Origin of the sequence: Paenibacillus sp. NPDC058898 (assembly GCF_049316025.1) — a bacterium.
GTDB lineage: Bacteria > Bacillota > Bacilli > Paenibacillales > Paenibacillaceae > Paenibacillus_AQ.
In genome coordinates, this window is sequence record NZ_JBMOSM010000007.1 from 203,770 (window position 1) to 217,814 (window position 14,045).

14 protein-coding genes are annotated in these 14,045 nt (G+C 47.4%); 6 read left to right on the forward strand and 8 right to left on the reverse strand.

What is annotated here, in order from left to right:
* The first annotated feature begins 84 nt into the window (after positions 1 to 84).
* The gene (locus ACOZB4_RS20120; protein WP_379406993.1) at positions 85 to 1,002 is read left to right on the forward strand and encodes an NAD-dependent epimerase/dehydratase family protein; all 918 of its coding nucleotides are present in this window, start codon (positions 85 to 87) and stop codon (positions 1,000 to 1,002) included.
* A gap of 129 nt (positions 1,003 to 1,131) precedes the next feature.
* Here the strand turns inward: ACOZB4_RS20120 and ACOZB4_RS20125 are convergent, their stop codons facing one another.
* From ACOZB4_RS20125 to ACOZB4_RS20140, 4 genes are all read right to left on the reverse strand, one after another.
* Positions 1,132 to 1,458 carry an AzlD domain-containing protein gene (locus ACOZB4_RS20125; RefSeq protein WP_379406992.1) on the reverse strand — a complete coding sequence of 109 codons (327 nt, stop codon included), beginning with the start codon at positions 1,456 to 1,458 and terminating at the stop codon, positions 1,132 to 1,134.
* Entirely contained in the window at positions 1,449 to 2,183 is a 735-nt protein-coding gene (locus tag ACOZB4_RS20130; RefSeq protein ID WP_379406991.1) for an AzlC family ABC transporter permease, read from the reverse strand. Before ACOZB4_RS20130 ends, ACOZB4_RS20125 begins: the two co-directional genes overlap by 10 nt.
* A gap of 162 nt (positions 2,184 to 2,345) precedes the next feature.
* A complete protein-coding gene (locus tag ACOZB4_RS20135) occupies positions 2,346 to 3,482 on the reverse strand; it encodes an alcohol dehydrogenase catalytic domain-containing protein (protein ID WP_379406990.1) in 1,137 nt (378 codons plus the stop codon).
* Between the two features lie 111 nt (positions 3,483 to 3,593).
* Entirely contained in the window at positions 3,594 to 4,511 is a 918-nt protein-coding gene (locus ACOZB4_RS20140) for a DMT family transporter (protein ID WP_379406989.1), read from the reverse strand.
* A 78-nt stretch (positions 4,512 to 4,589) separates the two neighbouring features.
* On the opposite strand from ACOZB4_RS20140, the gene ACOZB4_RS20145 reads away from it, so the two are divergent.
* Entirely contained in the window at positions 4,590 to 5,942 is a 1,353-nt protein-coding gene (locus tag ACOZB4_RS20145) for a TrkH family potassium uptake protein (RefSeq protein ID WP_379406988.1), read from the forward strand.
* A 115-nt stretch (positions 5,943 to 6,057) separates the two neighbouring features.
* On the opposite strand, the gene ACOZB4_RS20150 is transcribed toward ACOZB4_RS20145, so the two are convergent.
* Positions 6,058 to 6,333 (reverse strand): hypothetical protein, encoded by a 276-nt coding sequence (locus ACOZB4_RS20150; RefSeq protein ID WP_071224350.1) that lies wholly within the window; start codon positions 6,331 to 6,333, stop codon positions 6,058 to 6,060.
* A 143-nt stretch (positions 6,334 to 6,476) separates the two neighbouring features.
* Between ACOZB4_RS20150 and ACOZB4_RS20155 the strand changes: the two genes are divergently transcribed.
* From ACOZB4_RS20155 to ACOZB4_RS20170, 4 genes are all read left to right on the forward strand, one after another.
* The gene (locus tag ACOZB4_RS20155; protein ID WP_379406987.1) at positions 6,477 to 7,709 is read left to right on the forward strand and encodes an aminopeptidase; all 1,233 of its coding nucleotides are present in this window, start codon (positions 6,477 to 6,479) and stop codon (positions 7,707 to 7,709) included.
* 205 nt (positions 7,710 to 7,914) lie between these two features.
* Positions 7,915 to 9,144, forward strand: a complete 1,230-nt coding sequence (locus ACOZB4_RS20160; protein ID WP_379406986.1) for an aminopeptidase — start codon at positions 7,915 to 7,917, stop codon at positions 9,142 to 9,144.
* A 382-nt stretch (positions 9,145 to 9,526) separates the two neighbouring features.
* Positions 9,527 to 10,117, forward strand: coding sequence for an RNA polymerase sigma factor (locus ACOZB4_RS20165; RefSeq protein WP_098743387.1), 591 nt, complete (start codon positions 9,527 to 9,529; stop codon positions 10,115 to 10,117).
* Positions 10,095 to 10,907, forward strand: coding sequence for a DUF4367 domain-containing protein (locus ACOZB4_RS20170; RefSeq protein WP_379406985.1), 813 nt, complete (start codon positions 10,095 to 10,097; stop codon positions 10,905 to 10,907). Before ACOZB4_RS20165 ends, ACOZB4_RS20170 begins: the two co-directional genes overlap by 23 nt.
* 279 nt (positions 10,908 to 11,186) lie before the next feature.
* Here the strand turns inward: ACOZB4_RS20170 and ACOZB4_RS20175 are convergent, their stop codons facing one another.
* The 3 genes from ACOZB4_RS20175 to gerQ all read right to left on the reverse strand — a co-directional run bounded on the left by ACOZB4_RS20175 (position 11,187) and on the right by gerQ (position 14,012).
* Complete coding sequence (locus tag ACOZB4_RS20175; RefSeq protein ID WP_422759615.1) at positions 11,187 to 11,684, reverse strand: hypothetical protein; 498 nt, start codon at positions 11,682 to 11,684, stop codon at positions 11,187 to 11,189.
* Positions 11,685 to 11,846: 162 nt separating this feature from the next.
* Positions 11,847 to 13,166: a hemolysin family protein gene (locus ACOZB4_RS20180; RefSeq protein ID WP_379406983.1), complete on the reverse strand. Its 1,320-nt coding sequence runs from the start codon at positions 13,164 to 13,166 to the stop codon at positions 11,847 to 11,849.
* A gap of 447 nt (positions 13,167 to 13,613) precedes the next feature.
* Positions 13,614 to 14,012, reverse strand: coding sequence for a spore coat protein GerQ (gene gerQ, locus ACOZB4_RS20185; RefSeq protein WP_379407016.1), 399 nt, complete (start codon positions 14,010 to 14,012; stop codon positions 13,614 to 13,616).
* Positions 14,013 to 14,045 lie beyond the last annotated feature (33 nt).

Consider the following 14,045-nt stretch of genomic DNA (forward strand, 5'->3'; position numbering starts at 1 on the left):
CCCCTGGTCAATTGTCCAATGCATGATCCTTACGTATCACGTAGGATAAAGCATCCCAATATAAAAGGCTGGAGGGTTTAAGACATGAAGATGGTTGTAACCGGCGGAGCTGGCTTTATCGGCTCCCATCTGGTGAACGGACTCGTTAATCAAGGCTATGAAGTCCATGTGATCGATAACCTGACAACCGGAGATCCAGGTCGCCTGCACAGCGAGGCGATTTTACATGTAGCCGATGTAAGCAGTCAGCAGACAACTGCGTATATCTCCGTGCTGAAGCCGGATGTCGTGTTCCACTTGGCCGCACAGGCCGACGTGCAGCGATCGATCAAGGATCCTCGACTTGATGCGGATGCGAATGTTATGGGCACCATCAATATACTCGAAGCATGTCGTAAGTCTGGGGTCCGTAAGATTGTGTTTGCTTCGACGTCAGGCGTATATGGGGACCTGGAGAAATCTCAGCTGACGGAGGATGATCCAGTTAATCCGATCTCCTTCTATGCACTTTCCAAAGTGGCTGGTGAGCAATATATCCGTTTATACCACCGCTTCTTCGGCCTGCAGTATACCATTCTTCGTTATGGGAATGTCTACGGACCGGGTCAGACTGCGAAGGGGGAAGGCGGTGTTGTGGCGGTATTTGGTGATCGCCTGCGTCAAGGTGCTCCGTTTCATATATACGGCGATGGCGAACAAACCCGGGATTTTATTTATGTTAAGGATGTGGTTGAAGCGAACCTCGCCTCCATCCAACACGGGGATGAGAGCGTTCTTCATGTTAGCACCGGCACCGACCATACCGTCAATTCACTCGTCGATCACATCAGCAGGCTGCATCCTGACCGCATTGATGTCAACTATCTGCCTGCGAAGAACGGTGATATTCTGCACAGCTGCCTGAATAATGAGAAAACTCGGGCATTGCTGCAGTGGAGCCCGTTATTTAGCCTGGAAGAAGGAGTGGAAGAAACCTACCGCCACTGGCTTGGCACATCCTAGGTTCCCAAATGAACGGTAGCAAATGAACATAAAAACAGCCTTATTCCTCGTCATTCCAAGGGATATGGCTGTTTTTAAGCGTTCCGGTTAGGGACACGAAAAACATCCCAAACACAGCGCTTCGTTTTGTCAGAAAAACAAGCGGAGTCCCACCAAAGTCAGGATCCCGACGATGACGGTGGCAAACAGGCTTTTCGTGAGAAAAGCGGTTAGGAAAGCGGGCACGGCTGCAATCAATTCGAGTGTATGCCCACCTGGATCTACATGTCCATCCGATAGGAGCAGCTCCTGGGCTAGCAGCGCTCCCATGACGGCAATCGGCACATGATTGAGCCACCGGATCATCGTCTCCGGAATGCGGAGCTTGCTCAGAATCATAAGCGGCAAAACCCTTGGAATGAGAGTTACGACAGCACAACCGATAATCAGTAAGGCGATATGCCATCTTATTTCCATCGTTCGATCACCATCCCTGCAGTAGCCGCAACCATTATCGCAACAATGACCGCCGCGCTTCCCGGCATAACTGTACTGACAGCTACCACTGAAACGGCTGCAATCATAACCACCATGAAGTCGAGTTTATACTTCTTCCGGCTGATCCATTGCAGAGCAAGCAATCCGATAAACATCCCCGGTAATGCGAAATCAAGGCCAAACTTCTCGGGCTCGGGAATCCATTCCCCGACTAAACCGCCTGCTACGTTGGCTGCGCACCAGAACAGATACGCCGTAATATTCAAGCCGACCATCCATTGATAGCCGAGTCTCTTCTGCTCGGTGGCCTTGGCTGCCGCAACACCAAATGTCTCGTCGGTTAACAGGGACCCGATAAAGAAGCTTTTTCCGGAGGAAAGCCCTTTAAAGTACGGGGCAATCGCGGCGCTTAACAGCAGATGCCTGGCATTAACAAAAAATATCGTAATAATGATCGATAGGATCGGGCTAGCAGCCGCTATCATCCCTGCAGCAATAAATTGCCCGGAGCCCGCATAGAGCAGCAGCGAAATGAGCGCAATCTCGAGCAGGCTGAAACCTGCGGTGCGCTCGACAACACCTGCCGCAAAACCGATGCTCAGGTAGCCCAGAAGGGTTGGAATACAATCTTTGAAGCCTTGAAGGTAGGTGTTTCCCTGGTTTCTCTCTAGACCTGCGGGAAGCTGTTCTGTCTTGTTGCTCATCTGTGTTCGATTCCTCTCTTACTCTACAATTCTATTTTTAATTACTATGAATTCTTCCTGCTGCCTTGTCAACGCTGTTACACCGTTTTTTCATCAAAAAAAGCGTCCCGGGAATGCTCCTCATTCGCCAAGAACGCTTCTTCATTCGGTTTATTTAGCTGCTTAAGGCTTCAGGATGACTTTGATACAGCCATCCTTTCGTTCATTGAAGATATCGTAGCCATGGGCAGCCTTCTCCATCGGGAGGCGGTGTGTGATGATATCCGAAGGATCTATAGTCCCCTCTTTCAACATTTGATATAGGTGCGACATGTAATGAATGACGGGTGCCAGCCCCATTTTTAACGTAATATTGCGTTCGAACAGCTCTCCAAGCGGAAATGCATGATAAACAAGCCCATACACGCCGGTTAGCTGGATGGTCCCGTATTTACGAACCATACTCACAGCCATGCGGAAAGCACCCAGTGAGCCTCCCTGGAGCCTCAGCATGCTGGCCAGCATTTCAGCAGGGGTCCGTTTGGCGTCCAGACCTACACAATCAATGACAACATCTGCGCCTCCCTTGGTGATCTCTCGGACATAATGCTCGATTTCGGGGATTTTCTCAAAATTGTAAGTTTCCACAAGATTGGTCCGTTTCGCATGCGCCAGCCTGTAATCCACATGATCAATCGCAATCACCCGCTTCGCACCTTTTAGCCAGGCAAACTTCTGCGTCAGCAATCCAATCGGACCGCAGCCCAGAACAATCACGACATCACCCGGTTTAACCCCTCCGTTCTCCACGCTCCAGATGGCTGTGGGGAGCGCATCGGAGAGCATGAGCAGCTTCTCATCTTCCATCTCGGCGTCCTCAGGAATAACAAAGGGCATGGAATTTCCGTAAGGGACGCGCAAAAGCTCTGCTTGCGCACCTTGAAAACCGCCGAACGCCTCACTATAACCAAAAAAACCGCCGGTATTCTTGGCTTCATTCGCATAATCGCATTGGCTCTCCATGTGGTTCTGGCAGAAGAGGCATTTTCCGCAAGATATGATAAAAGGAATAATGACACGGTCACCCACTTTGACCCTGCTTACTGCCGGACCTGCATCCACAACGATTCCTAAAGGCTCATGGCCGATAATGTAATCATCGGTCAGCTGTTTTAATCCACCGTTATATAAATGCAAATCCGATCCGCAGATGGCCGTGGTGGTGACTCGGATCAGAATATCCTCGCTGTGCTGAAGAACGGCGTCCTTCATCTCCTTCACTTGGATCCGATGTCTGCCTTGATAGGTGACTGCTTTCACGAACGAAACTCCTTTTCGAGTCAATATCCATTTTTGTAAGGATTTGACTTTTTAGGATCAGTCTACGCAAATTCAGTCATAACTACTCCGCCAGGGCAAAAATAAAGAAGTTCAGCCCAGCGCTTCGGGTTGAATGTCTACTGGCTGCTTTTTTGATTTCCCGACTTTCAAGAATAATACCAGCCCTAACAGCACAAGCGCTCCCCCTGCCGCCTGCAGGGAATTCATCGACTCATTCAACAGGAGAAAAGCCAGCACACTCGCTCCAACCGGCTCTCCGAGAACACTCATTGATACGGTTGAGGCTGTGGCATACTTCATCAACCAATTAAATAGCAGATGACCGAATACCGTTGGCACGACAGCCAATAAGGCAAATATCCCCCACTCTCGTCCGGAATACCCTGTCATTGGAATGTTCATACCCACGTTATACACCGCCAATACGGACGCTGCTATCGCAAAGACAAGCCAGCTGTACAGGAAAGAAGGCAGACGGCGCAGCAGCAATTGACCCAGCAGCATATGGACGGCGACCGCAGCCGTCCCCAGCAAAGACATGATATCCCCTGTCAAATGTCCCTTGCTCCCACTAAGCCCACTGCTTCCAATGAGAAGAAAGACGCCGAGGAAGGCGATGGCCATGCCTCCGATTGCCGCCAGCGATGTTTTCTCCTTAAACCAGAAGTAAGCACCCATCATCACGAATACCGGCTGAAGGGCAAGGATAATCGTGGAGCTGGCTACGCTCGTCCACTTCAAGGAGCCCATCCATAACAAAAAATGCAGAGCCAGCATCGTTCCGGATAGAAGAAGCAGCAGCAGATCTGTTCGCTTCAGCGATTTGATATCCGGCACGTATTTTACCGCGAAGGGCAGCATGATCAGGAACGTGATCACCAGTCTGTACATCGCTTGAATGGATACGGGGCTGCTGGACCATTTTACGAAAATCGAGGAAAAAGAAATAGCTATGATGCCGATAAATAGAGGAATAAATACGGGAATCGGTGCTCGGTTCGAATTCATGATGGTTAAATGATTCACCTTTCGTGTTATATTAGAGAATGATTTTAAAATTATAACATTCGGAAAAGGATAATTGGCATGAAAAAGAAAGACCTTCGCAACCAAATGACCCCTCCCAAATTTCTGGCGATCGGCTTTGCCTCGATTACACTGATCGGGACATTCCTGCTTAAACTTCCCATCGCTACGGCGGACGGGAGTTCTACCTCGATTGTAGATGCTCTCTTCACAGCGGTTTCCGCCATCAGTGTAACGGGTTTAACCGTTGTGGATACAGGGACTCATTGGTCCATGTTTGGACAAATTGTTATGCTCATGCTCGTTCAGCTTGGCGGATTGGGTTTTATGACCTCAGCCACCTGGATTGCATTGATGTTCAATCGCAGAATCTCGCTTCGCGAGCGCATGATCCTTCAGGCGGCGATGGGACAATACCAAATTCAAGGGATTGTGGATCTCATCCGCAGAGTGCTCATATACGCTCTGATCATTGAGGGTGCAGGCGCCTTGCTGCTGACGCTCAGGTTCTCTGCCATTATGCCGCTTGCAGATGCGGCATACTTCGGCATATTCCAGAGCATTTCCATATTCAACAATGCAGGCTTTGACCTCTTTGGCCAAATTCACGGCCCCTTTTCGGGGTTTGCAACCTATGTAGCGGATCCATTTGTCAATATTATCTTAATGCTCTTAATTTTTCTTGGAGGAATCGGCTTCATTGTCATCTTTGATCTTATCGAGTATCCGAAGTGCAAGAAACTGTCTCTTCACTCCAAGGTTGTATTAACCGTGACATCACTGTTAATCGTAGTTGGGGCTGTCATGATCTTTATTCTGGAGCACGGCAATCCCAAAACATTAGGGCCGCTCTCGTACCCGGTAAAAATCATGGCCTCTCTATTCCAATCGATCACTCCGCGTTCCGGCGGCATCAGCACCTTGGACATCTCGAGCCTGGAGCAATCCTCCCAGTTCTTCATGATCCTCCTGATGTTCATCGGCGCAGCTCCCGGATCAACAGGAGGCGGAATTAAGGTAACCACTTTCGCCGTGCTCATCGGTGCTGTCGTTACGATGATCCAGGGAAAACGTGATGTTGTTCTCTATCGCAATCGAATCTCCCAAGCCTTGGTTTACCGTTCCATTACGCTGACGATTCTATCGCTGCTGCTATTGGTGGGAGCTTCCATGTTTCTGTCCGTTACGGAATCTGGTGAATTCTTAAGAATTCTGTTCGAAGCCGTATCCGCGTTCGGTACAGCCGGGTTATCCATGGGACTTACAACCGAGCTATCCGGAGTTGGCAAGGTCACCGTTGCCCTGCTCATGTTCCTTGGCCGGTTAGGTCCGCTAACCCTTGCTTACGCGCTTAGCCGCAAGAATAATAAAGAACTGTATCGCCATCCGGAAGGCCGAATTACGATAGGGTAAGTTGTTCTTCTCCGCTGAAAACTTATAGATTCTATAATCTTAAACAAACCGTACCCTTCCCTTCCATGGGAGGTGTACGGTTTGTTTTCATTGGAATCCATTTCTGATTCGTCTTTTATTCGCCAAACTCGCTGGCATCGATGGCTGCATCCAGCAAATCATCAAACAGCTCGTTGTCGGCTTCAATCCGCTCGTCAATCTGAAGAAACTGCTCCTCAATTCCCGGCTCGCCGGCGAAGTTCAGGCTGTAGTCCCAGTCCCGGCCATTCTTGCTCAGGAATGTGATCTCGTAGGCTGATGCATGTCCATCTATAGAAAATACGGTATATCCTACGAACTGATCGCTATCATCCCGCTTCATATCCGCACGCTCGATTCGGACTTCTGACACGTTTCCACGCTCCTTCATTACGTTGTAAAGCACTCACAAGACTCAGTATATCACTTTTCTTGGCAGCTGATTATTGTTTTTCTTATACGGCTTGATCTAGTATAATATGGGTTGGTAAATTAAATTGCATTGGAGGGTACCAAATGTCCGATTTCAATACATACTTGGACAAATATGCCGAGTTGGCTGTAAAGGTTGGAGTTAACATACAGGAAGGACAAACTTTAGTGGTTCATGCTCCTGTTGATTCCGCCGAGTTCACTCGCTTGATTGCCAAAAAGGCATACGAAGCGGGTGCCCGCCTGGTTAAGATCCTGTGGACCGACGAAATGATAACAAGACTTCAATTTGAAAAGGCTGCGGATGATGTCTTTACCGAAGCCCCAAAATGGTATGCCGGCGAAATGACGGAATTGGTGGAGAACGGCGCAGCCATTCTGCATGTGCTTGCCGAAAATCCCGATTTGCTCAGCGGCATTGATTCCGAGCGTATCGGAAACTTCTACAAAGCGCGCGGCGAGGCATTGAAGCAATACCGTGCCTATCAGCAGTCCGACAAGTTTAGCTGGTGTCTGATCGCAGTTCCTTCGGCATCTTGGGCTGCAAAGGTATTCCCGGATGCGCCGGAGTCCGAGCAGGTTGGCAAATTGTGGGATGCCATTTTCCACACTGTGCGCGTGGACCAGGATAACCCGGTGGAAGCCTGGAACAAGCACCTCAAAGTGCTTGAAGCGAAATCCTCCGTGCTGAACGCTAAGAAATACAAGAAACTCCACTATATCGCACCGGGAACCGATCTTACCATCGAGCTGCCGGAAGGGCATATTTGGGCACAAGGTGACAGCATTAACGAGCGAGGACATTCCTTTGTGGCGAACATGCCAACAGAAGAAGTATTTACCGCTCCTCTCAAAACAGGCGTCAACGGAACCGTGCACAGTACGAAGCCATTGAGTTATGCCGGTAACATCGTGAACAATTTCTCCCTTACTTTTGAAGAAGGTAAAGTGGTCAGCTTCACGGCAGAGCAAGGTTATGAGACCCTTGAGCGTCTCCTGAACATGGATGAAGGTGCCCGTTATCTTGGAGAAGTGGCGCTTGTGCCGCATCAATCCCCGATCTCGGAGTCAAACATCCTGTATTACAATACGTTGTTTGACGAGAACGCTTCTAACCACCTTGCCCTCGGAAGTGCATATGCTTTCTGCTTAGAAGGCGGAAAAGATATGAATCAGGAGCAATTAATTCAGAACGGTCTTAATACGAGCGTAACCCATGTCGATTTCATGATCGGCTCCGGCGAAATGGATATTTACGGAGTGACGGCAGATGGCAAGGAAGAACCGGTATTCCTGAAAGGAAACTGGGCATTTTAAGAAACGATACAGAATAAGCAGCTATTTCTTATGAAGTAGCTGCTTTCTTGAACTTTTCCGGCCTTTAATTGACCTGAGGTTGATTTACAAACAGAATAATTGTGCGATAATCAAGAAAGCGAACGAAGATACTTAAAATGCGTGTTCAAACGACAACTTTTTGAACAACCTTTAATGGTAGCATAAAAGAAATGGAGGGTCTGTCATGTCCAGCTTTGAACAAAAATTGGAACGCTATGCGGAGCTTGCAGTCAAGGTGGGTGCCAATGTGCAGCCGGGACAAACGCTTGTTGTTAACGCAATGATCGATGCCGCGCCGCTAGTACGTCTTATCGTGAAAAAAGCTTATGAAACGGGCGCCAAGCAAGTTAAGGTGAATTACAGTGATGAGGTTGTGAACCGCATACGGTATGATCTGGCACCAGACGAAGCTTTTCTGGAGCCGCCGACATATTATGCGGAGGAAGTGACCGAGCTTGCCGAGCAAGGAGCTGCTTTCTTGACGATTCTCTCTTCGAACCCGGACCTGCTTAAAGACGTGGATCCGGAGCGCATTTCTAATTACCAGCGTACATATGGCGCAGCCATGGCGAAATACCGGCAGTATCAGCAAGCCGATAAAATGAGCTGGACCGGCATTGCCTACGCTTCCCCTGATTGGGCTGCCAAGGTCTTCCCTGACGTTCCGGCCGACCAGCAGGTGGACAAAATGTGGGACGCGATTTTCCACGCCGTTCGCGCGGATCTCGAAGATCCCATTGGTGCATGGGAGGAGCATATCACGACCCTCCAGCACAAATCGGATGAGCTCAATGCCAAGAAGTATCATAAGCTCCGCTTCACATCACCGGGTACGGATCTTACGATCGAGCTTCCGGAGGGGCATATTTGGGCCCAGGCGGGCAGCCACAACGAGAAAGGTGAGCGGTTCGTTGCCAACATTCCGACGGAGGAAGTATTCACCGCTCCGCTCAAAACCGGCGTGAACGGCACGGTACGCAGCACGAAGCCTTTGAGCTACGGCGGCAACATCATCGACAATTTCTCGATTACGTTCGAGAAGGGTCGCATCGTTGATTTCTCCGCGGAACAAGGCGAGGATACCTTAACCCGCCTGATCTCCATGGATGAAGGCTCGCATTATCTTGGCGAAGTTGCGCTTGTGCCTTATCGCTCTCCGATCTCGGAAAGCGGCATCTTGTATTACAACACGCTGTTTGACGAGAATGCCTCCTGTCACCTGGCCATCGGCAGCGCGTATGCCTTTAACCTTGAAGGCGGCAAGACCATGACGTCCGAACAGCTTCAAGCAAGCGGTCTGAACACCAGCATTACCCACGTCGACTTCATGATGGGCTCCAAAGAGCTTAATATTACCGGAATCACTCATGATGGCACGGAGGAACCCGTATTCATCGACGGGAATTGGGCTTAAACCGCTACAATTCCGCTATGTGCACGACAAGCACATCGTAATGAGATCGGAACTATACTACAGAGCAGCCCTTTAAACAGAGGCTGCTCTGTTTTTTATCATAATGGACTTTCTACGCCCTTCCTGATACAACTTCAATCCCATTTCGATTAATACCGATAGGTTGCCGAGCATATGATGAAGAGATGGACGCATGTCTATGACTTGCCATTTTAACTCATAAGCTAAAGCGCTTCAAACACATGACTTCATAAGGATAGACCCATTTTCCGGAAACAGTCTTCAGAGCTGGCTGTTATTAGAATTAATAGGGCTTTTTTACCCGAGATGTTGTAAAATGATGAGAGAAATAGGATGGTTACACCAGAGAGGGGATTATCGCGTGTCCAACCGATTACAGCTCCTCCTTGCAGCAGATTTCGCTGATCTGAGCGAACCTATTCAGGAAGAAATCTATTATGAATTTTATGACCTCGTTTATGGACAGATACTGTATGTCGTACGGGATCATGCTGCTGTTGAGGATATCATTCAGGAGTCCTTTATAAAAGTGATCACAAGTAAGCCGAATTTTGAAACGGAAAGCAAGATGCGGGGATGGCTCCGAGTCGTCGCCAAAAACTCAACCATGAATTATTTAAGAAAAAATAAAAAATACCGTAACCAAGTGGATGTTGAGAGTGTTTTTATTAATGAAGAGGACGTGGCAGTTTCTTCCACAAACGTGGAACATCAGGTGGAGTCGAATATGCTGGAGGAATCCATCGAGCATTACCTCGACCAATTGAAACCTGAATACAAGCTATTGATTGAGTACCGTTGGAAGCATAGTCTGACGTACAGGGAAATCGCGGAGCTGCTGAATACTCGTGAAGAGATCGTGAAGCAACGCTTGTTTCGAGCCAGAGAATCCGTAAAAAAAATGCTGTATAGAGAGTGGGGTGAATTGGATGAGCAACGAAAAATACGATGATTGGTTTGATGAAGCCTTTGACGAAGCCTTTGATCGTTCAGCATCACGCTCCTCTCTCCCGACTGACAACGAATCCAAACGTCAATCCTGGCAGCAGGTGCAGCAGCAAATCAAACAGGTAAACAAAAAGAAACAGCGTCGACGCAGATTTCAGTTAGCCGGAGTCATCGCCGCATCGATGGCCTTTGGTGCGTTGATATTCTCTCCATCCTCGGTAACTCAAGCGGTAACACCGGTTTATCAGGAGATCAAGGATTGGGGAAATGGTGTGGTTACTCAAATATTCGGCATGCGAGAGCCTGTTGATGAGGGCAAGGCATTAACTGCCCCCCCACCGGAACAAGGAATAGAGCCAGAAGAGTATGTACCGCCAGCTGAATTAGTGGACACCGAATATGTTCCTTTCACAGATACCGATGAATCTCTGACAGAGTCACAAAAGCGTGCCGTATTTAAAATACCAAAAATCAATTATCTTCCGGAAGATTACAAATTCCATGAGGCTACCGCATTAACAAAGGATGAAAATGCAGATTTTGACGAGCTTCATCTTCAATATAAAAATTCGGACGATAAGTTTTTCTATATTGATCTCATCGGGATGCAACTTGGCAAAATGATTAATCTCAATGGAGATATCAAGAAGACGATTGTTCTTGAATCCGGAGCGAAAGCCTATTTAACCGAGAATAACCTGCGCTTCTTATACGATAATGATCAAGTGGTTGTATCCATTAGCGGCTTCTTCACGGAAGAAGAATTCATTAAAATCGCAAACAGCATACAATGATTTTTAGATGATCTGAAAAAAGAACTGGCTGCCCCCAAAGTATATGGTTTCTTTGAAAAACAGCCTGGATTTTCACTCATGCACCGTAAAAAGGTCAAAGACAGGCTCAAATTGAGGGCTGGTCTTCGACCTTTTTATTTTATGATTGTCCCCATGAGCAGATGATAAGCCATCGATGGGTGAGACAATTCTTCACGGAGCGTCTTTCAACGAAAAAAAGAAAATGTCCCGCAAGATCTATGATCTTTTGGGACATTCCTTCATAAATCCGTATTCGAATTATAGCTCCACTAAAACCGAATTCGTGTGATAAGTCCCTTCTTCATATGTACCGCTCTCATTGACCCAGTGAATCGTCTTAGCTCGGTAATAATAACCCGCCTGCACATTGAAAGTTTTGCTTCCGCTCAGCGAGGCCTTATTCGTTCCGTTGTCGTATGAAGCTCCCGCATCAACCCAAGCAGAGCCCGTCCAGCGTTGAAGAACATAATTGATTCCCAGAGAATCAACAGCTTGAGAAGCACTGGTAGTACCGCTTATGCCTACTTGAGTACTGCTTACTTTCCCAATTGAAGAAAAATAATTCATCAAATATTTATTGGCTAAAATATGGATAGAAGAATTCAGATTCAATTCCACTGGAGGCGGAGTTGTTAAAGCACCGGGTGCAATGTCTGCAGCGGAATCCGCGTATGCCCCTCCCGCTAGAGATAAACTTAATAGAACACTGACTGCAAGCGCTGAAGCTATACGTTTAGGACTGCGTACTTTTGACATCATATCACCTTTCTTTCAATATATTAGGAACATCCATATTTTAACACATGGTTTCGACATAAAAGTATCTAATTTTTCACAGTTTGATATAATTATTGAAACCTCTTTGCAAATAAAAAGAAGTAGCGGCATAATATGTCGCTACTTCTTCTAATATCCAATTTACGCGCCTGCTTCTTCCTGAATCAGCTGCTGCTGCTGCCTGATCAGACGAATCCGCGAGATCCGTTTATTCTCGGTCTCCTCAATCACAAAGCGATAATCCTCATACATGACAGATTGACCTTTGTGTGGGAGCAGCACCTCAAGACGTGAGGACAGCCATCCACCGATAGTATCATAGTCTTCTGTATCCACGTTCAGACCAAATTGGTCATTAATTTCATCGATCAGCATCAATCCATCAATGGAGTATTCATCCTCCCCCACCTTTTCAATGCCCGGGCGCTCTTCGTCAAACTCATCTTGAATTTCACCGACGATTTCTTCCATAATGTCCTCCAGGGTTACGAGTCCTGAAGTCCCGCCGTATTCATCAATAAGAATGGCAATTTGCGTCTTGCTCCGCTGCATTCTTCGCAGCAGATCACTGATCTTGATCGACTCAGGAACAGCAATGATCGGGCGAATCAAGGAAAGCTGGTCATGAACGAATCCGCGCATCAGATCTTTAATGTGAATAAAGCCAATGATATGATCCTTGTCTTCGTCACAGATTGGATAACGGGTTCGCATCCCCTCGCTTGCGATCTTCAGATTTTCTTCCAATGAGAGATTGTTGTATAAGCAGATCATTTCTGTTCTGGGGATCATAATCTCCCTTGCCGTCGTATCGGCAAATTCAAAAATGTTGTCTACCAATACCATATCCGTGCTATCCATCAGACCGCTCTCACTGCTCTCTTTCATCATATCCCGCAGTTCTTCCTCGGTATGAACATTCCGCTCAACCACCGGTTGCATCCGGAATAGGCGGAGAACGTTATTGGAGAGCCCATTGGCAAACCAGATAAACGGGAACATGATGGTGTAAAATACCCGCAGTGGACCTGCTGATAACAGCGTTATTTGTTCCGCTTTACGAACGGCCACCGTCTTAGGCGCCAATGCACCAAATACAATGTGCATGAGTGCAATCAAGATGAAGGCTAATACCAAGGACATGGCATGAACAGCTGTATTGTTCCAGCCAATGCCATTAAACCAAGGTGTAATCATGGCGGATATCGTTCTCTCGCCGATCCATCCGAGTCCAATGGACACGATGGTAATACCTAACTGGCATGCGGATATATATCCGTCCAGGTTCTTCAGTATGTTCTGCGCAAATTTTGCACGTCTATGTCCTTCTTCGACCAGAGCGTCAATGCGGCTGCTTTTCACTTTAACGAAAGCTAATTCAGCCGATACAAAAAATCCATTTAACAGGACGAGAATCAATACCAAGGTTAAACTTATCAAACTCGGTAAGGGGTCACTCAATCGATCTCCTACCCGCCATACAGCATGCTATGACGAATAGGAACACCTCCTTCGGTTATTAAAAATGTGTGGTGCCATCAAGCATAACAACGTGTTCGGACTACGCATCAACTTCCCAATGGTCTCATCTCCTTATCTTATTCCGACTTCATCAAGCTATATAAGTAATTATATAGTACTACGATACACAGTCAAACGTTGTCTTATGACATTAATCAGCGTTGTTATAAGCTTTAATTTGATTCTCAGCCGTTAGCACTCGTTTTTCGATGAATTGATATATTCTATGAATAAACATTCAAAATGTTAATAGAATTCGATGGTTTTACGCACCTTTGTGGAAAAAAACGCACAAAATTGAATATTTTCCATCTAAAACATAATGAAATAACCCCCGTCTACGCCTAAGTAAACGAAGGTTATTATGCATATGCAGGCTGCTAGAAGTTATCTTCCAGTCGGAGGCGGGTTGCCGATAACACCCGGATATTGATAATGAAGCGGCTCGTCGAACACGACATAATCCAGGTTTACCATCAGCAGGATGATACGGCGTCCTGTCGTCCGTTCGCTGATAATGATATGATCGCGTCCAGCGGCTTCGACCACGCCTGTGAACACCTTGGCATTCCATTGCGAATTGTTTTCATATGTCATGTAGAAGGTTCCCTGTTTGCCCAGGTTCAGTCGAAGAATATTCTCAACGTAAGATTGTTCGAATTGCGGGGCCGGAACAACGGTGCCTCCTGGAGTCATTGGGCTTCCGCTAGGCACCTGCGGTGGAACATTCGCCATATAACCAGCCGTCCCGCGGCCCGGCACTCCCGGATAACGGACTCCATTCATGAAGTTCACAGGCGGCACACCTTGATTGTACAT

Coding starts and splice junctions, on each gene's coding strand:
- ACOZB4_RS20120 (WP_379406993.1), top strand. CDS start 85: ATGAAGATGGTTGTAACCGGCGGAGCTGGCTTTATCGGCTCCCATCTG.
- ACOZB4_RS20125 (WP_379406992.1), bottom strand. CDS start 1,458: ATGGAAATAAGATGGCATATCGCCTTACTGATTATCGGTTGTGCTGTC.
- ACOZB4_RS20130 (WP_379406991.1), bottom strand. CDS start 2,183: ATGAGCAACAAGACAGAACAGCTTCCCGCAGGTCTAGAGAGAAACCAG.
- ACOZB4_RS20140 (WP_379406989.1), bottom strand. CDS start 4,511: ATGAATTCGAACCGAGCACCGATTCCCGTATTTATTCCTCTATTTATC.
- ACOZB4_RS20145 (WP_379406988.1), top strand. CDS start 4,590: ATGAAAAAGAAAGACCTTCGCAACCAAATGACCCCTCCCAAATTTCTG.
- ACOZB4_RS20155 (WP_379406987.1), top strand. CDS start 6,477: ATGTCCGATTTCAATACATACTTGGACAAATATGCCGAGTTGGCTGTA.
- ACOZB4_RS20160 (WP_379406986.1), top strand. CDS start 7,915: ATGTCCAGCTTTGAACAAAAATTGGAACGCTATGCGGAGCTTGCAGTC.
- ACOZB4_RS20170 (WP_379406985.1), top strand. CDS start 10,095: ATGAGCAACGAAAAATACGATGATTGGTTTGATGAAGCCTTTGACGAA.
- ACOZB4_RS20175 (WP_422759615.1), bottom strand. CDS start 11,684: ATGTCAAAAGTACGCAGTCCTAAACGTATAGCTTCAGCGCTTGCAGTC.
- gerQ (WP_379407016.1), bottom strand. CDS start 14,012: ATGAATGGAGTCCGTTATCCGGGAGTGCCGGGCCGCGGGACGGCTGGT.